This window comes from Planococcus sp. CAU13 (assembly GCF_000775575.1).
GTDB lineage: Bacteria > Bacillota > Bacilli > Bacillales_A > Planococcaceae > Planococcus.
In genome coordinates this window covers 1-18,054 of record NZ_JRGN01000248.1, presented here as the reverse complement: position 1 = coordinate 18,054, position 18,054 = coordinate 1, and the positions used below count along the sequence as shown (strand labels likewise).

At 48.3% G+C, this 18,054-nt stretch carries 20 protein-coding genes; 11 read left to right on the top strand and 9 right to left on the bottom strand.

Annotated elements, in window-relative coordinates:
* Positions 1 to 50: 50 nt before the first annotated feature.
* The 4 genes from KW93_RS11945 to KW93_RS11930 all read left to right on the top strand — a co-directional run bounded on the left by KW93_RS11945 (position 51) and on the right by KW93_RS11930 (position 3,439).
* The gene (locus KW93_RS11945; RefSeq protein WP_033543247.1) at positions 51 to 1,046 is read left to right on the top strand and encodes an NAD(P)-dependent alcohol dehydrogenase; all 996 of its coding nucleotides are present in this window, start codon (positions 51 to 53) and stop codon (positions 1,044 to 1,046) included.
* A 56-nt stretch (positions 1,047 to 1,102) separates the two neighbouring features.
* Positions 1,103 to 1,381 carry a hypothetical protein gene (locus tag KW93_RS11940; protein ID WP_033543246.1) on the top strand — a complete coding sequence of 93 codons (279 nt, stop codon included), beginning with the start codon at positions 1,103 to 1,105 and terminating at the stop codon, positions 1,379 to 1,381.
* Between the two features lie 358 nt (positions 1,382 to 1,739).
* Positions 1,740 to 2,660 carry an ABC transporter ATP-binding protein gene (locus KW93_RS11935; RefSeq protein ID WP_033543245.1) on the top strand — a complete coding sequence of 307 codons (921 nt, stop codon included), beginning with the start codon at positions 1,740 to 1,742 and terminating at the stop codon, positions 2,658 to 2,660.
* Complete coding sequence (locus KW93_RS11930) at positions 2,660 to 3,439, top strand: ABC transporter permease (RefSeq protein WP_033543244.1); 780 nt, start codon at positions 2,660 to 2,662, stop codon at positions 3,437 to 3,439. The genes KW93_RS11935 and KW93_RS11930 overlap by 1 nt, the downstream gene beginning before the upstream one ends.
* Before the next feature lie 108 nt (positions 3,440 to 3,547).
* Here the strand turns inward: KW93_RS11930 and KW93_RS11925 are convergent, their stop codons facing one another.
* Complete coding sequence (locus KW93_RS11925) at positions 3,548 to 4,321, bottom strand: GDSL-type esterase/lipase family protein (RefSeq protein WP_052131600.1); 774 nt, start codon at positions 4,319 to 4,321, stop codon at positions 3,548 to 3,550.
* Between the two features lie 425 nt (positions 4,322 to 4,746).
* Here KW93_RS11925 and KW93_RS11920 point away from each other — a divergent pair, with 425 nt between their 5' ends.
* Positions 4,747 to 6,177: a carbon starvation CstA family protein gene (locus KW93_RS11920; protein ID WP_033543243.1), complete on the top strand. Its 1,431-nt coding sequence runs from the start codon at positions 4,747 to 4,749 to the stop codon at positions 6,175 to 6,177.
* 166 nt (positions 6,178 to 6,343) lie between these two features.
* On the opposite strand, the gene KW93_RS11915 is transcribed toward KW93_RS11920, so the two are convergent.
* Together KW93_RS11915 and KW93_RS11910 are read right to left on the bottom strand one after the other, a co-directional pair.
* Positions 6,344 to 6,871, bottom strand: coding sequence for a DUF2812 domain-containing protein (locus KW93_RS11915; protein ID WP_033543242.1), 528 nt, complete (start codon positions 6,869 to 6,871; stop codon positions 6,344 to 6,346).
* Complete coding sequence (locus KW93_RS11910) at positions 6,849 to 7,187, bottom strand: PadR family transcriptional regulator (protein WP_033543241.1); 339 nt, start codon at positions 7,185 to 7,187, stop codon at positions 6,849 to 6,851. Before KW93_RS11910 ends, KW93_RS11915 begins: the two co-directional genes overlap by 23 nt.
* Positions 7,188 to 7,375: 188 nt before the next feature.
* Between KW93_RS11910 and KW93_RS11905 the strand changes: the two genes are divergently transcribed.
* The 3 genes from KW93_RS11905 (at position 7,376) to nadX (ending at position 9,734) form a co-directional block, all read left to right on the top strand.
* Positions 7,376 to 7,852, top strand: a complete 477-nt coding sequence (locus tag KW93_RS11905; RefSeq protein ID WP_052131599.1) for a DinB family protein — start codon at positions 7,376 to 7,378, stop codon at positions 7,850 to 7,852.
* 60 nt (positions 7,853 to 7,912) lie between these two features.
* The gene (locus tag KW93_RS11900; RefSeq protein WP_052131598.1) at positions 7,913 to 8,860 is read left to right on the top strand and encodes an aminoglycoside phosphotransferase family protein; all 948 of its coding nucleotides are present in this window, start codon (positions 7,913 to 7,915) and stop codon (positions 8,858 to 8,860) included.
* A 94-nt stretch (positions 8,861 to 8,954) separates the two neighbouring features.
* A complete protein-coding gene (gene nadX, locus KW93_RS11895) occupies positions 8,955 to 9,734 on the top strand; it encodes an aspartate dehydrogenase (protein ID WP_033543240.1) in 780 nt (259 codons plus the stop codon).
* Between the two features lie 70 nt (positions 9,735 to 9,804).
* On the opposite strand, the gene KW93_RS16980 is transcribed toward nadX, so the two are convergent.
* The 3 genes from KW93_RS16980 to KW93_RS11880 form a co-directional block, all read right to left on the bottom strand.
* Entirely contained in the window at positions 9,805 to 10,251 is a 447-nt protein-coding gene (locus KW93_RS16980; RefSeq protein WP_052131597.1) for a YrvL family regulatory protein, read from the bottom strand.
* A 140-nt stretch (positions 10,252 to 10,391) separates the two neighbouring features.
* Positions 10,392 to 10,808, bottom strand: a complete 417-nt coding sequence (gene arr / locus KW93_RS11885) for an NAD(+)--rifampin ADP-ribosyltransferase (protein WP_033543239.1) — start codon at positions 10,806 to 10,808, stop codon at positions 10,392 to 10,394.
* A gap of 165 nt (positions 10,809 to 10,973) precedes the next feature.
* Positions 10,974 to 12,281 carry an acetamidase/formamidase family protein gene (locus tag KW93_RS11880; protein WP_052131596.1) on the bottom strand — a complete coding sequence of 436 codons (1,308 nt, stop codon included), beginning with the start codon at positions 12,279 to 12,281 and terminating at the stop codon, positions 10,974 to 10,976.
* A 165-nt stretch (positions 12,282 to 12,446) separates the two neighbouring features.
* Between KW93_RS11880 and KW93_RS11875 the strand changes: the two genes are divergently transcribed.
* Entirely contained in the window at positions 12,447 to 13,679 is a 1,233-nt protein-coding gene (locus KW93_RS11875; protein ID WP_033543238.1) for an AI-2E family transporter, read from the top strand.
* Positions 13,680 to 13,829: 150 nt separating this feature from the next.
* Here the strand turns inward: KW93_RS11875 and KW93_RS11870 are convergent, their stop codons facing one another.
* Together KW93_RS11870 and KW93_RS11865 are read right to left on the bottom strand one after the other, a co-directional pair.
* On the bottom strand, positions 13,830 to 15,218 hold the full coding sequence (locus KW93_RS11870; RefSeq protein ID WP_033543237.1) for an amidase: 1,389 nt from the start codon (positions 15,216 to 15,218) through the stop codon (positions 13,830 to 13,832).
* On the bottom strand, positions 15,211 to 15,402 hold the full coding sequence (locus tag KW93_RS11865; protein WP_033543236.1) for a hypothetical protein: 192 nt from the start codon (positions 15,400 to 15,402) through the stop codon (positions 15,211 to 15,213). The genes KW93_RS11870 and KW93_RS11865 overlap by 8 nt, the downstream gene beginning before the upstream one ends.
* A gap of 145 nt (positions 15,403 to 15,547) precedes the next feature.
* Between KW93_RS11865 and KW93_RS11860 the strand changes: the two genes are divergently transcribed.
* Positions 15,548 to 16,432, top strand: a complete 885-nt coding sequence (locus KW93_RS11860) for a proline iminopeptidase-family hydrolase (protein ID WP_033543235.1) — start codon at positions 15,548 to 15,550, stop codon at positions 16,430 to 16,432.
* A gap of 72 nt (positions 16,433 to 16,504) precedes the next feature.
* Here KW93_RS11860 and KW93_RS11855 read toward each other — a convergent pair whose 3' ends face one another.
* Positions 16,505 to 16,753 (bottom strand): hypothetical protein, encoded by a 249-nt coding sequence (locus KW93_RS11855; protein WP_033543234.1) that lies wholly within the window; start codon positions 16,751 to 16,753, stop codon positions 16,505 to 16,507.
* Positions 16,754 to 16,947: 194 nt separating this feature from the next.
* Between KW93_RS11855 and KW93_RS11850 the strand changes: the two genes are divergently transcribed.
* Entirely contained in the window at positions 16,948 to 17,988 is a 1,041-nt protein-coding gene (locus KW93_RS11850; protein WP_081987012.1) for a nuclease-related domain-containing protein, read from the top strand.
* Positions 17,989 to 18,054: the final 66 nt, after the last annotated feature.

Below are 18,054 nucleotides of genomic sequence, written 5' to 3'. Positions count from 1 at the left end.
TCTTGAATTTTAATAGCATATAAATCGAAGTTTAAAGAGGAGGACGCGAAATGAAAGCGATGGTCTGCACACGCTATGGACCGCCGGAAGTTTTGGAGCTGCAGCAGCTCGACAAGCCGGTGCCGAAAGATGATGAAGTCCTGATAAAAGTTCATGCCTCCACCGTCACAGCGGGGGATTGTGAGATGCGGAGCTTTCAGTTTCCGGTGCTGTTGTGGATTCCGCTGCGGCTGTTTTTCGGTGTGCGAAAACCGAGGAGGAACGTGCTCGGGCAGGAATTTGCAGGCGAAATAGAATCTGTCGGAAGCGGAGTAACGCGTTTTCAAATAGGGGACCGCGTTTATGGCGCGACTGAATTGAAGCTGGGCGCTTATGCCGAGTTTCTTTGTCTGCCGGTCAGCTATGCCATTGCGCAAATGCCGGATGGAATCAGTTTTGAAGAAGCTGCAACCGTTCCGACTGGGGGCATAAATGCTTTGTTTTTTCTTCGGAAAGCCCGGATCAAAGCCGGCCAAAAAGTGTTGATTATCGGAGCGGGCGGAAGTATTGGTACAGTGGCGGTTCAGCTCGCCAAAATTTCCGGTGCTGATGTGACGGCAGTCGACAGCGGTGAAAAGCTGGATATGCTTTTGTCTGCAGGGGCAGATTACGTGATTGATTACCGCAAGGATGATTTTACTCGAAATGGTGAAACCTACGACGTGATTTTCGATGTTGCGGGTAAAAGCCCGTTTTCCAAAACCATGGACTTAGTGAAGCCGAAAGGCGTTTTCTTAATGGGCAATCCGGGCATGGCCCAAATGTTCAGGAGGCTTTTGCAGACGAAAAAAGGCGACCGGAAAATCATTGCAGGAGCGGCCAGTTATAAAGCTGAAGACCTTCGCTTTTTGAATGGGTTATTGGCAGCCGGTCGGCTCAAGCCGGTCATTGATCAGGTATTTCCCTTGGAGGAGCTGCGGGAAGCGCATCGGTATGTGGAGAGTGGAGTGAAGAAGGGGAATGTCGTGATACGAAATTTTGAACCGGGTCAGAAGAATGGCCTATAGTGATATTAAAGGGGAGACTGCAGTCTTTTCATGTCGAAGGGATGGAGAGTGAGATCATGAAAGGCGAAAAATGTGACCTGACGGAACCGAAATATGTGAAGGAAAAGAAGCTGGAAGTGATTGATGGCTACACGATCAAGTACCATGCAAAAGGAAATACGATCTGGTCAAAAGGCAAGATAATTGTTGATCAGCCAGAAGGTTATTGGGAATGGTATCGCGCCGACGGGACGCTGAAGCGTTCGGGTTATTTTGAAAAGGGCGAGCCTGTCGGCGAATGGGTGACTTATGACAGTAAAGGTGATCCTTACAAAGCGACGAATCGGGATAAATGAAAATAGCCGTCATTCCTTTTGGGGAGTGGCGGCGTTTTAGACGAAAAAGTGGGGTTGGAAATCGGCGAACGCCGATATCCGCCACAAGTAGAAATCAATAAGAGAAAATGAAACGAAAATAGCTGTTCTCAAGAAGAATCCGACTCTTTTTTACCCAATCGCCTTCCAAAAGGAAAAAGCAAAACCTGAACGGAGGCTTTTCGCGAGTGAAAAGCGAAAAACGGCTGCGTCAGGATGAACAGACAAAAATACCCGCCATTCCTGGAAGCAGAACAGCGAAGTTGCAGGGTTGGCCTTTTAACAGAAAGGTTTTCCTGAATTTCCAGCGAATGTAATGAAGATAGAGGAGAGGATCGAGATGGAGACGGTCATTGCGATAGAACATTTATCGAAACGTTTCAAGGATGTACAAGCAGTCGAAAATCTTTCCCTGGAATTGAAAAAGGGAGAGATATACGGTTTTATCGGATTGAATGGCTCGGGCAAGACGACCACGATCCGCATGATGCTCGGAATGATTAAGCCGACGGAAGGCAGCTGCTCGCTGTTCGGAAAAAAAGTCTCGCTTGCCAATTTTCAGCTGTGGGAAAAGGTCGGCTATCTGGTGGAGACGCCGTATGCTTACCCGGAATTGACGGTTGAAGAGAACCTGGATTTGTTCCGGCGGCTGCGGCAGATCAAGAAACCGGATGCAGTAGGACAGATCATTGATAAACTCAAATTGACGCCGTACGCAAAACGAAAAGCCAAACATCTGTCGCTTGGAAATGCTCAGCGACTCGGAATCGCGAAGGCAATGATGCACGAGCCCGATATTCTGATTCTGGATGAACCAGTGAACGGGCTGGATCCAGCAGGCATTGTGGAAGTGCGGGAATTGCTGCGGGATTTGGCGAGCAACCAGGGCATCAGCATTTTCCTGTCGAGCCACCTGCTCAGCGAAGTCGCACTCATTGCCGATAAAATCGGCATCATTCATCATGGCCGTTTGGTTGAAGAATTCGAAACGAATGAATTAAACAGCCTGATTCAGCGGAAACTGCTGGTGGCTACGCGAAACAATAGGTCGGCAGCTGATGCTTTAACGGAACAGGGGATGGCATGTCTGCTTGATGTTGCTGGTTTTATTGAAATTAGAGAGCAAACGCTCCTTGACCGGCCGGAAATTGTATCGGCCAAACTGGCGGAAATGGGCTTCCCACCGAGGTATGTCAATGTCAAAGTGGAATCGCTGGAATCTTATTTCATGCGGTCCATTAAAGGAAAGGAGGCCGAGTGATGGGCTATTTCACCGCGGCGCTGCAGGCGGAAAACATCAAAATCCGGAAATCGAAAATGATTTGGATCACGCTCGCGATTTTTACACTGGCACCGGTGATGGGAGGATTTTTCATGTTCGTGCTGAAAGATCCGGAGCTGGCAAGGACGAGCGGCTTGCTCGGCGACAAAGCACAGATTATGGGCGAAGCGACGTGGCCGGCTTTTTTCAGTTTGCTGGCCCAGATCATCGCAGTCGGCGGCCTCATTGTGTTCGGCTTCGTTACAAGCTGGGTTTTCGGTCGGGAATATGCCGACCGGACGATCAAGGATCTGTTGGCGCTGCCTGCGCACCGGAGCATCACCGTTCTCGCCAAGTTTGTCGCCGTGTTATTGACTTGTCTGCTGTTGAGCATTTACGTCGTTGTCGTCGGAACAGGAATCGGCATGCTTGTCGGATTGCCGGAATGGTCATCCTCGACAGTGCTTGAAGGCTTCTTTCTATTGGCGGCAACAACTGCGCTGACCGTGGCCCTGAGCACGCCGGTCGCTTTTTTCGCCTGTTACGGGAAAGGGTTTCTGGCGCCGCTCGGCTTTGTCGTTTTCATGGTGGTCTGTGCTCAGCTGATTGCGGCCATCGGTTACGGTGCATATTTTCCGTGGGCGGTGCCTGCGCTGTACAGCGGCATGGCGGGAATCTCTGAGGGCCTGGGCTTCTTCAGCTTTTTCATTGTCGCGCTGATGGCTCTCGGAGGTTTTGCCGCAACGGTGGGATGGTGGCTGTTTGCGGATCAGCAGTGATTGAAAGAGGAAGAAGGTTGAATTTTTGATTGCAATGAGGAATGGAATAAAACATTTCTTAAAACCAAAAACTGCAGTCCTCCTCAGAGGACCGCAGTTTTTCTTTCATTAATTCCGGTGGTGTGCATATTCACGTTTCAGCGCTTTCAAGCCGATTTTAGCGAGTGCTGCGTGTCCGGCTTTTGTCGGGTGAATGTCTCCTTTATAGACGAATTTCGCTTGATTGTCGCCGAAAGCTCTGTAGGCGTCTGCAAGTGAAACGCGTTTATACGAATCGGCTATGTTTTTATACATAGCGTTAAGCTGCGGCAGGTACATATCCGCAACTTTGTGGAGCGGGTCATTCAGCTGGAACGGGTTGTACAGATTGTACAGCACGATTCTGGCTTTAGTCAGCGACCGTATTTCTTTGATGATTTCATTGATATTATCGAATGCATCACTTTTCGCAAGCTTGTGCTGAAGCAATCGATGGAATTTCTTCATGTCGCCCTTGCTTTCAAGCTGGGCGGCTCTCAGAACTTCAAGGAAATCGTTGCCGCCGATCTGGACTGTCACGTAATCCGCGCGCTTCACAGCCTGACGGAATTTCTTGTTGTTTTCCAGAGCATAGAGCAGATCATCAGTCTGCCAGCCGGGAACAGCCAGATTATGAACTTTCAAATCGGCGTACTTCCCAATCTGATACGGATAGGCGTAGTGGGCCGGTTTTGCATTATTGCGGTCAGGAGCGTAGCCGTATGGAACCGAATCACCCAAAGCGACCAGATTGTCCTTCCCGTGATCATGATGGCCATGATGGCCGTTGTGCGCAAAAGCAGTCGACAGAGGCAATGAAAGAGCCATCATCAAAATGATGAGGATACGGAGCATTTTGCTCATGTGGAACACCTCCTTCCTGTTTTTTTACCAAAATTGTAAACCTATAACGCGGTAAAATCTGTAGCCGAAATTAACTGTTTATTATTAAAAAATCAAATATTTGATAAAAAAGAGAGCGCGCTATTTCGATTGATAATATTTTAGAAAAACAATCAAACCTATCTTGAATTTATAGTGAGAATCTTTGGAAAAATAATTTCCAGTCTTATACCATACAACACATGAATAGAAGAGGACAAGTCAATGGTTTATGGGAAATAAATAGTTTAAATCTATATTGACTTTTGCAAATTCATATAATATTCTTTATAGCAGTATAAAGAAAGTATTTTCGTCCTTGTCGTTATGAAAATGAGAAGCATAGAGGAACATACGAAGAATTGCACGTTTGACTGTAAGCGATTACAAAAAAGAGGAGTGAACACATGATCACATTTTTAGTATCAATTGCATTGCTGGTTGCCGCTTATTTTACGTACGGCAAGTATATCGAAAAATTGTTCGGCCCGATGGAAGGGCGCAAAACGCCTGCTTATGCCAACCAGGATGGCATTGACTTTGTACCAATGAACAAACATAAAAACTCTCTGATCCAATTGCTGAATATCGCAGGAACCGGCCCGATTTTCGGCCCGATTATGGGTGCTCTTTACGGGCCAGTCGCATTTCTTTGGATTGTCATCGGATGTATTTTTGCAGGAGCCGTGCATGATTATTTGACCGGCATGATTTCCATCCGCAACAAAGGAGCGCATATTCCTGAACTTGCCGGGAAATTCCTGGGCGCGGCTTCCAAACATCTTGTAAACTTTTTCGCGTTATTGCTGCTGTTGCTGGTTGGAACAGTATTTGTAACAACGCCGGCATCTTTGCTTGCTATTCTCCTAGATGGCAAAGTGGCTGTGGGAATTTTAATCGCACTTATTTTCGTTTATTATTTCCTTTCAACTATTCTGCCGATCGATAAAATCATCGGCCGGCTTTATCCATACTTCGGCGCAGTGTTGTTGATCGGTACTATCGGAGTAGGTGGAGTACTATTGTTTTCCGAGTATAAAATTCCGGAACTGAGCTTAGTGAATCTGCATCCAGATAATTTGCCAATTTTCCCGATGCTGTTCTTCACGATCACGTGCGGAGCTTTATCGGGTTTCCATGCGACACAGTCGCCGATTATTTCGCGGACAACGCAAAATGAGTCCCAAGGGCGTTATATTTTCTACGGCATGATGATTGCCGAAGGGATCATTGCGATGATCTGGGCTGCTGCTGCCATGAGTATTTTCGATGGCCAGACGCTATCCAGCATCATCAGTTCAGGCACGCCATCAGCTGTCGTCAATGAAGTTTCCATGACGCTTCTTGGCGCTGTCGGCGGAACAATCGCGGTTCTTGGTGCCATCGTTTTGCCAATCACTTCCGGCGATACGGCGTTCCGCGCTGCGCGTTCAATCATTGCCGATTACATCAAGATAGACCAGCAGAAAGTGGTTAAGCGCCTGATGATCGCGATTCCATTATTTGCAGTTTCCATCGCATTGACGCAAATCGATTTCGCACTGTTGTGGCGCTATTTCTCCTGGGCAAACCAGGCGACGGCCGCGATTGCTTTGTGGATTGCGACGATGTACTTGTATATCCAAGGCAAGAATTACCTGGTGTCGTTGGCACCGGCAATATTCATCACCTATATGGTTTTCGTCTACATCCTGAACCAGAAAATCGGCTTCAATCTTGATTTGAACCTGTCGTTCATCATCGGGCTTGTGCTGACGATTATCCTGGTAGGTCTGTTCTTCCTGAAAGCACGAAAAAACCGGGCCGACGATGTCGAAACTGTCGTCGCGGTGGATTAATCTCTTTTAAAATTAATGCCGTTCCCTTATTTCAGGGGAGCGGCATTTTTATTTGGAAGAAAGGATTGAATGGCATTTGGGGAATCGCCGATAATCTGAAGCAGGGCGGCGCTTGCCAGACAGAAACCCCTTATCCCGGGATAAAATAAGGGGCTTGCTGTATTGGTCAGTATTTAACATCGGATTGCTTATCATACTTCCGCATTTTCTGCAGCAGCCCGATGAAGAGGAAAACATAGATCACGACGGCGGCGGTGACGATTGAAACCGACAGGAAAGAGAAGAAACTCGGTTTCCAGTTGAGCAGCAGGCCGGCCTGCGCTACGATCATGCAGAGAAAAATGATCGAGTAAAACGTCAGCATCCGCTGATACATGCCTTTAATAGAAGCGGGATCCGAATAGATGCGCTTGTCGCCAATGACGTCCCTGGGGGCGCGGAAGTAATGGAAGGATTCCATTACCGTATGGATATGTTCCCAGCCGGCCTGTTTATAGAGTTCGAAATATTCATCGTCCGCTGATTGGAAGTCCGCCTGATAAATATACGAGCGGCTGTGGTCTTCTTCAAAATGATAGAAAAACAGGCTGTACTTATAGAAGTGGAATCCTTTTGACGACATTTGGGTCAGCCATTTTTCCTCTTTGTCGATATCATTGGCAAGTGATATTTTAAACTTTTTGAATGTTTTCATCCTTTTTCTCTCCTTTCAAGATGTCATCACTGATCGTCAGCATCTTTTTAAAGCGTTCGTATTCCATACGAAAACTGGCCAGGCCATCATCGGTCAGCCTGTAAATCTTCTTCTGCCGGCTTTCTTTTTCGGCGGTGACGAGTTCGATCAGCTTCTGTTTCTGCAGATTGGTCAGCACGCCATAAAGCGTTCCGGGTGCGAGTACAATGTCGCCGCCGCTGTATTCCTCGATTTTCTTGATGATTCCGTAACCGTGCGAAGGCTCCTGCGCCAACGCCAATAAAACCAGGTATGTCGATTCCGATAGGGGTTGCATATAACCACCTCTTTCTTCTTTTATATCGCCTTGCGATATATCGTTACTCATAGTATATGTGACGATATATCGAGTGTCAAGGTATCGTGGGAGTTTTTATTGAAATAAAAGAAAAGGAAGTTTCTAAAAGATGTGGAATAGGTTATGGAAGAGGAAACGGAACTTTGACAATCATGAGGAGGAATTCGATGGATGCAAAATTTTTTCTGAATGGCCTGCACGGAGAAAGGGCGCATGTGGACACGGAGACGGTATTTGATGGAATGGGCTGGCAGCAGGCTGGCGAGAAAAAAGGGGATTTCCCGCATTCTGTTTGGGAATTGCTGTTTCATATGAATTACTGGCAATATTTCATGCTGGATATTCTGGAGGGAGACATGCCGGACGGTGCGAATGCCGACGCTGCATCCTGGCCGCCTACTGCAGGACCGGAGAGCGAAGAAGAATGGGAAGCGGCTGTTGTGTATTTCCGGAATGGATTGAAAGCGGCTGAAGCGGAAGCGGAAAAAGATTTGAATGAACAGGTGGCGGAAGGCAGCGAAGCGACACGGGCTGAGTGTTTGCAGACGATTGTCCTTCACAATTCGTATCATGCGGGGCAGGTGGCTTTTGCCCGAAAAATTATGGGGGCGTGGCCGCCATCTGCAGCAGGAAATGACGAGTGAAGTGAAAAAGATGGAGAAAAAATCTCCTTCTTTTTTAACGCGTTGGAAGGAGCGGGCGAGGTGGACGAACCAAAAGATTTTATTCCGCTGATTGTGCAGCTGAAAGCGAAAAGCATGGGGCCGAAGGGTGAACTATGGCTGGCGGAAGTGAAAGAGACTCTGATGGAACTTATAAAAAAATGGGAACTCCGCTTTGTGAAAACGCTGAGCGGCGGATCGGAAGCGCTTGTCACGGAAGTTCGGACGAAAAACCGAGAGCCCGCTGTTCTAAAACTGGCCATGCCGCAGATGGAAGGGAACTCCGTCTTTGACCAGGAGCTGGAGGCGTTACGGATTGCTGATGGAGTAGGTTATGTACGGCTGCTGAAAGAGGATCACAGCTTGAAGGCGCTGTTACTTGAACGGCTTGGTCCGCTTTTGAAGATCTCAGGCTATTCGCCTCGGCAAGAAATGGAAATCATTTGTTCAGCGCTGATGAAAACATGGAAGCCGGTGCCGGAGCAGCATGCGTTACAGACTTTTGATGAGCTAATCCCCTGGTTTATTGATTTCATCCCCGAACTTTGGCTGGAACTGGGCAAGCCTTGCTCAGTCGAAATCGTGACACAGGCACTCATTTATTTGGAAGGTCGCCTGGCTCAACGAAATCCGAGCAAAGCAGTACTGCTTCACGGCGATGCGCACAATGAAAACATCCTTCAGGATCCGGAGGAGTCACAGCCTTCATTTAAATTGATCGATCCCGATGGGCTGCTGGGAGAACCGGCTTACGACCTCGGTGTGCTCATGCGGGAGTGGCCGGATGAGCTGGCGGTCAATCCGCTGGCGGAAGGCAGGAAACGCTGTCATTTCCTGAGCCGGATGACGGGTGAAGATCCGCAAGCGATCTGGGAATGGGGATTTATCCAATGCGTTTCGACAGGCCTGCTGCTGATTAAAACCGGTAGAGAGGCGGAAGGTGTGAATATGCTTGAAGTGGCGACTGCGTGGAATGGTGTACGATTTTGAGAATGGAAGCAATGCAAACAACAGACTTTCGTCAATGGAATAGGTATCATGATAGATAGAAGAAACAGTCTCATCCATTAAAAGGAGGGCTATCATGAATATCGGAATCATCGGAACAGGCAACATTGCCTCGTATTTATTGGAACAAGTGAATATGAAAAGAATGGCCGAAGGAAAAGTACTGGCGATTTTCGGGCGCAATCAGGAAGCCGGCGTTCGATTGAGCGAGAAGTATGACGCTGATTTCTTTACAGATCTGCCGCGGTTTTTAGAGCAGCCCATGGATATTATCGTGGAAGCATCAACAGTGGAAGCGGCCGCGCTCTATCTGGAAGAGGTTGTGGCCAACAAGAAAGACCTCGTCGTCAGCAGCATCGGTGTCTTCAAAGATGCAGATTTTCTGAAACGCCTCAAGACATTGGCGGAAACGGCTGGTACGCAGATTTTCCTGCCGTCAGGTGCAATCGGAGGACTGGATCTGCTGCAATCAGCGAGAGCAGCTGGCGGTTTGGAGCGGGTCAGGATTACGACGCGAAAATCGCCGGCATCGCTGGGAATGGAGACGGACAAGGAAGAAATGCTGTTCGAAGGATCTGCGTTTGCTGCTGTTGAAAAATTCCCGAAGAATGTCAACGTGGCGTTGGTGCTGGCAATTGCGGGAATCGGACCGGAGAAAACGGAAGTGCGCGTCATCGTCGATCCGGCTGTTGAGCGGAATACGCATACCATCGAAGCTGAAGGTGTTTTCGGCCGCATGCAGCTGCAGGTTGAGAACAATCCGATGCCGAATAACCCGAAAACGAGCCTTCTCGCAGCGCTCAGTATTCTTGCGGTGCTGCAGAATCGGAATCAGGCTGTGCGGATTGGGAATTGAAAATCATTGGTAAAGCCGTTCGACCCTGGTGGGGTTGAACGGCTATTTACTATCAATGAAAGAAAATTTGTTATTCCAATTGTTCCTCTTTCCTGCCATTTTTATTTAACGTCAATTCAATCAAAGCAATAACAGCTGCAGCAATAAGTTGAGCATCAATGGAAATAGTAATAGAATCCATCAAGAGATTCAATAAGGAAAGAACTGCCCAAATGACGAGAAAATTAATGGCGAAAAGGGTTGCCGCGTTGGCTATGGACAAATGATCCAATAAAACTGTAAATGTCATTTTTATAACATCGGCAAAGGAATCCAATATAAAAAAGAATACGCCGAACCAGAATAAGGACCAGACAGAATCGTATTGGACACCTAGAATATTGAAGAGTCCGGCAATCCCGAAGAAGTAGATGCCGAAGACGAATGCCAATGAACCTCCAACGAGGAGTGTCATTACCAAGATAATGAATACTTTGTCCTTTGGTGATTCTTCTTTGAATGATTTATCATTTTCCATTCCCGATACCTCTTTTTATGAACTTCTATTTTAGTTTATCATAAATTTGGATAATTATTCCTTAGAAGAGGTTGAGGAATAATTCGACTGATGGTGGTCTTTTGCTTTGGATTTCTCTTTTCAAAAGCCGAAGTGATGGGTTAATCAATAATCGTCGCCTTTCCTTCTTCGCGCAATTTCTTCAGTGACGACAGCATATGTTCAATTTGTTCATCAGAATGCCGTTCCCAGCTTCCAAGTTCCGCGACAATTTTCAGCGGTTCCTTGGAGCGGTATGATCGTGTCGGATTTCCCGGGAACCGTTTGTCGGTCAGGTTCGGGTCGTTCTCGAAATCCCCTTGCGGCTCCACCAGGTAAATCCGTTCTTTGGCATCGCCTGCTGCAAGTTCTGCTCCCCATTTAGCGGCTTCCAACGTCGCCGTGAAATAGATGTAATTCGATTTTTTGTCCTGGTAATTGGACAGGTTCTTAGCTTCCAATTTGTCGCCGATATTCAATTGCGCTTTCGTGCCGTGGAAGAATGGGCCGGGATCCAGGACGTTTTTGAATTCATTCATCTTTATCTCCTCCTGAAGCTGCAGAGTTATTAAGTTCAGTATAGGGGGTGATCTCGAATAAATGCAGTCTGTAATAAATTTTTTATTAGCAGTATAATAGAAGTAGAACAACGATGATGAAAAATTAAGATAACCCGCCACTCCCAAAAGGAATGGCGGGTTTTGTCATTGCTGGCCGTATTGATTTCTCACTATTTCAAACAGATCCGTTTTCCGCAAATACTGCTCAGGCGCCAGGAACGTTACGGTGACGACGCCCGGATGGCGGCCGATTTCGATGCCACCCGTGATAGTCGCGCGGTTCATGATTTCCGGTACCGTCACGCCGAAGAAATCTGCGGCGCGCTGCAGCCCGTTTTCGGTGGCGTCGTTCAAATTCGGCCCGGACCCAATAAATGACACGGGATAGGATACTTCAATTTTAGGAACTTCCCACGTTTCGGCCAGCTGGCGGGCGGTCTTTTTCTCTTCTGCCGTAAATGGCTTCGCCGTATAAGGGAGGTCTTCCACATTCGGCAGCAGGATAGGCCCTTTAATATTCATGCCTTTCAATACGCTGACCTGAAGGTGGGTGATGCCGGAAACGTCTGCTGTGTGCCCGGCGATTTCCCCGTCACCCTGCATGGCGTGCATGTCGCCGAGATAAACGCCGCCGCCCGGAACTTTCACCGGACAGATCAGGACAGCACCCGCTCGTACCCGGTTGACATCAAGATGCCCGTCGGTGCGGTGCGTTTCCAGTTCTTCGGCTGTCGCTGAATAATCATGCGGCGCACCGACCAGGAACGAACCGAAATCACCGGCGTTATGCGAATCCGGGGTTGGACGCGAAGGCGTCGTGCCAAGTTGCCCAAGGAACGGGCGCATACGGGCCATTGTGCCGACAAGGTCGTGCGGCGCAAACGTCACGACCGGATTCTGGACGGAAGCTTCCGGCGTTTTCATGTACGCACGGCCATCACGCGCAATCGTTTCAGCGGCTTCCTGCGGCAGAGTCAATCCGATATCACCTTTTTCTCCGAAGAAAATTGTGTAGCCGTTTGTAAAAATGAAAGGGGTGGCGTCGGCTCCGCAATTTGCACAGCGGATTGCTTCTTTGCCGATGCCTTTGATGACAGTTTCCGGATTTTTCGTGCCGCATTCCGGACATTTCGCCGCTACATAGCCGTCGCCATCTGCGCGGTCATCAATCATCAAATCATTGCCGGAAGCAGTGGCGTGCGACGTCACCGTGATCGATTGGATCCGAATAGCTATGGCGTCTCCCGGTTCCGCCCCTTCCACGTAAACTGGCTGTGTCACTTCATGGCCGCCTTTGATGCTCGGCGTAATCATCGGCCCCCAGCAGCCCGGCGCAGTATTGGCGATAATCGTGCCGCCGTCTTTTACAGGCCCGAGCATTTCTTTTCCGGGATCCAGAATACCATCTACAAAATGATTTACGAATAAAGTCTCGACTGCTGTTTTAATCACAAGAATCCTCCTCTTTTCGTAATAATCTGACTAATTCAATTATAGTACGTGGCCGGTGTGAATAAAACTCATAAAGGGTATTTTAAAAATAAACAGCAGACTGATGTATGCTCATACCGGGTATAATTTCCATTGCCGACTGATTAAACGGAGAGGGTGGGTGAGATGGAGCGGGACAAGAACAAAAGTGCACTGAGCTCTGCGGCTTCCTGGTTTGTAAAATGGGTGCTGAATAATAAGGCGGTATCTGTGCTGATCATCATTCTGCTGATTTTACTGAATTTATTGCTGCTGCCGAAAGTCAGTTACATCTTCCGTCCGCTGACGGCTTTTGCGGATGTCATGGGGCTGCCGCTCATTATAGCCGGGGTGCTGTATTACTTGTTGAATCCGCTCATCGATTGGATGGAATCGAAAAACATCACCCGCCCTGCCGGCATTTCAATCGTTTTTCTGATCATTGCCGGACTGCTTGCGTGGGGTGTCGCAACGCTTATTCCAATTATCAGGGAACAGGCGCTGAGCCTGCTGGACAATTGGGAGGATTATTTAAGCAGTTTCGTTGCATCAATCGATGGTTTTTTTCAAAGTGATGTACTGTCGCGGCTTCAGCAGCAGCTGATGGGAGAAGAGGATGGCCTGTCAACTTCCATTACCGATCAGGCGGATGATGTCGTCGATACGACTGTCACGGGCATCGGAAATTTCGTCGGTATTCTGTCCACAGCGTTTCTGGCCATCATTACGACACCTTTCATCCTGTTTTATCTGTTGAAAGACGGGCATCATCTGCCGTACCACATCATGAACATTGTGCCTTCGAAGATGCGCGAACAAACTTATGTGCTGCTGCGCGAAATGAACCTTCAGATCAGCCAGTATATCCGCGGCCAGCTGCTTGTCGCCTTTTGTGTCGGGCTGATGTTCTGGATCGGTTTCAGCATCATCGGCCTGGAGTACGCGCTGACGCTCGGCATCATGGCGGGTGCCTTGAACCTGATTCCTTTTCTGGGTACATTCATCGCATTCTTCCCGATTGTCATCATCGCGATTGTGCTTCATCCGCCTTTTATGCTGGTCAAAGTGCTGATTGTGTTCTTTACTGAGCAGACGCTGGAAGGGCGCGTCATCCAGCCGCTCATTCTCGGAAGCAATTTGAACATTCATCCCGTTACCATCATCGCCGTGCTGCTGACGGCGGGAAATCTGTTCGGTCTGCCGGGCGTCATACTGGGGATACCCGTTTATGCGATAAGCAAAGTGGTCCTGGTGCACCTGTTCGCCTGGTATCAGACTTACACGGGATTGTACGACGACGATTACAACCCGGCGCCGAAGCCGGTTGTGTCGGAAAAGAAAAAGAAGAAGCAGCTGAGTTTGAAAAAGAAGCTGCGTTGAAGAGAGCTGTATCCTGAGAGTGCTGAAATTTTCGTTAGCGTGATTTTGCTGATTTTAATCATTGTCAGCATCTTCGTACAGCTGTGGTTCTTTCAATAGAAGAGCTCCCCGGAATCCATATTCCGGGGAGCGTTTTTTATGGAACCGATTTTAAACTCTGTTATAGCGCAGCGGCTGAGTCGTTTCCCAGGCGCTTCCAGCCTGCAACAGTAATTGTTCCGACAGGTGCCTCCCCATGAATTGCATGCCTGCCGGAAGTCCGTTGGAATCCAAGCCCATCGGAACGGACAGTGCAGGGATGCCGGTTAAATTGGCAGGGACCGTAAATGGTAAAGTGCCCATAATCAGATCAAGATTTTGCTTGACCCACTTTCTGCTGATTTTCGGCGTCGCAATCGGAATCGTTGGTCCAAGCAGGAGATCGACCTCTTCAAAAGCCTTATGGAAAGCCCTTGTCAAAGCACGGCGTGCCTGCTGCGCTTCGAGATATTGCACGGCACTTGTCAAGGTGCCGGACGAAAGAATGGAACGCACATCCTGTCCGTAATCATCCGACTGAGTCAGCAGCGTCTCAAAATTATAAGCGGCAGCTTCAGAGGCTGTGATGGCCAGGCCTGCAAATGTAGCCATGGCCAATTCCGGAATTTCGATTTCTTTTATTTCCGCTCCCAATTTTTTGAGCGTCGACCGGGCATTCTGGAAAAGCTTTTCAATATCCGGATCCAGCCCCTCCAGATAATATGTGGGTATGCCGATTTTCATGCCGTTCATTTCCTGCGTCAACGCCGCCGTATAATCGGTGACGGACGCACGCAGGCTCGGAGGATCATGCGGATCGAAGCCGGCCATATAATTGAGCATTAGTGCAAGATCCGCGGACGAGCGCGTAATCGGTCCGGGGTGATCAAGCGACCAGGCGGAAGGGAGTACTCCCCGTGAACTGATCAGACCGTATGTCGGCTTTAATCCGTAGACACCGGACATGGCGGCAGGTATTCGGTTGGAGCCGAATGTGTCCGTGCCGGTTGTAAGCGGCGCCAGTCCGGCAGCAAGCGCAGCAGCACTTCCGCTGCTGGAGCCTCCCGGCAGATAATCATGATTCCAGGGATTACGAGTTACACCGAAAACCGGATTGTGTCCACTCGACCCGGCACCCAGTTCATTCATATTCATTTTGCCCAGCATAATTCCCCCTGCAGCTAGTAATTTATCAACAGACACCGCATTCTTTGGAGGAACGTAATGAAAGAAAATCTTTGAACCGCCTGTTGTGCGGATGCCTTCTGTTTCGTAATTATCCTTGATGCCGATCGGAATGCCGTGCAGCGGCCCTTTATAATGGCCGTTCACTATTTGCTGTTCTGCCTGTTTTGCCTGTTTCAATGCAACTTCATGCAGCGGTGTAATAAAGGCATTCAGTGTCGGATTTGCAACGTCGATGCGTTTCAGTAAATGCTTCGTCAATTCCACCGGTGACAATTGTTTCTTTTGAATCAGCGGTGCAAGGTGGGATGCGCTGAGAAAACCGAGATCAGTCATACCACAGCTCCCCCTTATCCACAATCGTCATCGGCACTTCATTTTTCACTTCCGGAAACTCCTTCAGGGTCATCTGTTCCTTGGCGACATTGGTGAACAGCATTCCAATATACTTGACGTCTCCTTTTTTAACAGGCATGCCATTCGATTTGAACGCCTGTTTCAAGAATTTTTTGGATTTCATTGTTCGTTCCTCCCATTCTCGCAAGAGCTCATTTTTTCATTGTTTACCCCATCAATTACGCAGTATGCCTTCAAAATAAAGGGATTTCGTTTTTTGCGCAGAAGTGTTTAGGAATACAGCTGCAATAAAAAGGAGATGGATATAAATGGAACAGGTGAAAGAAGGGTTTATTCCAGTAACTGGCGGCAATGTCTGGTACCGAATCAGCGGCAATGGTCCCGGCATTCCGCTTTTGATATTACACGGAGGGCCGGGTTCGAAAAGCAGCGACAGCGATCCACTTCGGAGTCTCGGGACGGACCGGCCGGTGATCCATTACGATCAGCTTGGCAGCGGGAAATCTGATCGTCCGACCAATATTTCTTTGTGGACGCTGGAGCGTTTTGTCGAAGAGCTGGGGCAGGTGGTCGAAGCGCTCGAACTGGAGGATTTCCATCTGCTCGGCCATTCATGGGGCACGATGCTCGCTGCTTCTTATCTATTCAATAAACCCGGCGGCGTCCGAAGTGTCATTTTCTCTGGGCCGGCACTCGATGCGCAAAGGTGGGAGCAGGACCAGCGCAATTATCTGAAGCAGTTCCCGCATGATATCCAGGAAACGATCGAGCGGAGCGAGCGGGAAGGGACGACTGATTCCGCAGAGTACAATGAAGCGATGGATGCCTACTATAAGCGGCATATGTGCCGCGTTGACCCTTGGCCGGAAGAGCTTGTTGAAGATATGAAACAGTTGAATCATCAGGTCTACAATCACATGTGGGGCGCTTCCGAATTTACGGTGACCGGCACGCTGAAGTATTTTGATGCAACGGAACGTTTGGGGGAAATAGAGCTTCCGGCTTTATTCACATGCGGCCGTTATGACGAAGCGACGCCGGAAGCGACGGAATATTATGCGAGCCTGGCGCCGGATTCGGAAGTTCATGTGTTTGAAAACAGTTCGCATATGCCGGGAGTCGAGGAGCCGGAAGCGTATGTGGAAGTAGTGCGCGAGTGGGTGAACCGGCAGGAGATGAGGCCGGGTGCTTAGGATAGGGTATAAAAAAACAGGAAGCGGCTCGGGAGAGTGGCTTCCTGTTTTTTTGATGGGATATTTATTGATTTAGGGCCATGCAATGAAAGGACTGGAGATCCAGAGGATAAGCGATAGGCCGACTATTATGAAAGAAAACATGGCCGTTTTTTTACGTCCCGCCTGATAATGCTCAATACCGGTTATAAAAAACAACGGAAGAGCCAGTAAAAGAATCAGCATTGAATCCGCCTCGTATTGCGGATTGAAAAAATGATTGCCGGCCACAAGTAAAAATGCAGCTCCGAAAAGGAAGCCGATAACTTTAAGGAATTTCATAGTGTGCCTCCAGTGTGGGTGGGGAATGGATGTATTTGTAAATAATTCTACCATATGGGAGATAAGAACTTAAAGCGGTTTTTTCGGGCACGTGAGCGTTCTGCCGCTCACGGGCTCCGGCAGTTTGCTGAGGCAAACTGTTCCATTCAACGGTTTGGTTTGCTGAGAAATTTTAATATGTCTGGCCAGTCAATATGGTACGATCAGGATATGAGTGGAACGCCGCTCATCGCAGAAAAATCCAGGCGGAATTTTCTTATTATGTGGAGGCGAAAAGGATAAAAACGGAGCTTGATTCATTACCTAAAGCATTAGCGATTGAGTGCTTATTAAAGCGCATTTCTTCCAATCATCATCAACGCGACTATCTGGAAAACCAGTTTCACCGCGCATCTGCGGGAATTCGGGGAGAAGACAGGATGGTTAATAAGTTTAAGGAATTCACGATGAAAGAAGAACACTTGCCGATGTGGGATCTGAATATGAAGATAAAAAAATGGACCGTTCAGATTGACGGCCTGTTGTTGACCGAGCGCTGTGCCATCGTGATGGATTCCAAAAATGTCAGCGGTGAAATCCACTATAATGCGGCAACTGAAGAATATTACAAGAAGGCGATGCCAGGCGGAGAAATACTGCATCTCGACAATCCGGTTTTCCAGCTGGATAAACACATCAATTTTATGGAGAATTGGTTTGCGTCGCAAGGGATCAATTTGCCTGTTAAAGGGTTGATTATCTACACCGCAAAAAATTGCGTCTTTCAGTCGAAGCCCACCGGCGCGTTGATCTGCAAGACCTACCAGATGAACGGCTATCTTCACCGAATTCTTCGGGACAGTCCCCTAACCGCTGTTTCTCATCCGCTCCAGGACATCGAGAAACTGATAGCGGCCAACCAGGTCCCCTTTGAACTTTCCCCATTAAGTGAAACGTATCGTATCAATTTTAAAGATTTAAAGACAGGCGTTTATTGCAATAAATGCGGTGGCCATGGCATGCAGCGTGTGAAGAAATCCTGGATTTGTTCGGCCTGCGGCAATAAAGATGCTGCTGCCGACCGGTTGGCGGTGCAGGAGTATTTTGCGTTAGTGAGCGATGAGTTGACGAATAGGAAGTTTAGGGAGTTTAGTGGAATCACTGATTCTGACGCCGCAAGACGTGTGTTAAGTAAATATGACTTAGAAATTTCGGGTGTAAGAAAAATGCGTGTCTATAAAATGAGAAAGAAGTGAAGCGACTGGTTATTAAGAGAGTTGCACGATGAATTTTGCAGGCGGATTTTAAGAATCGCTGATAAA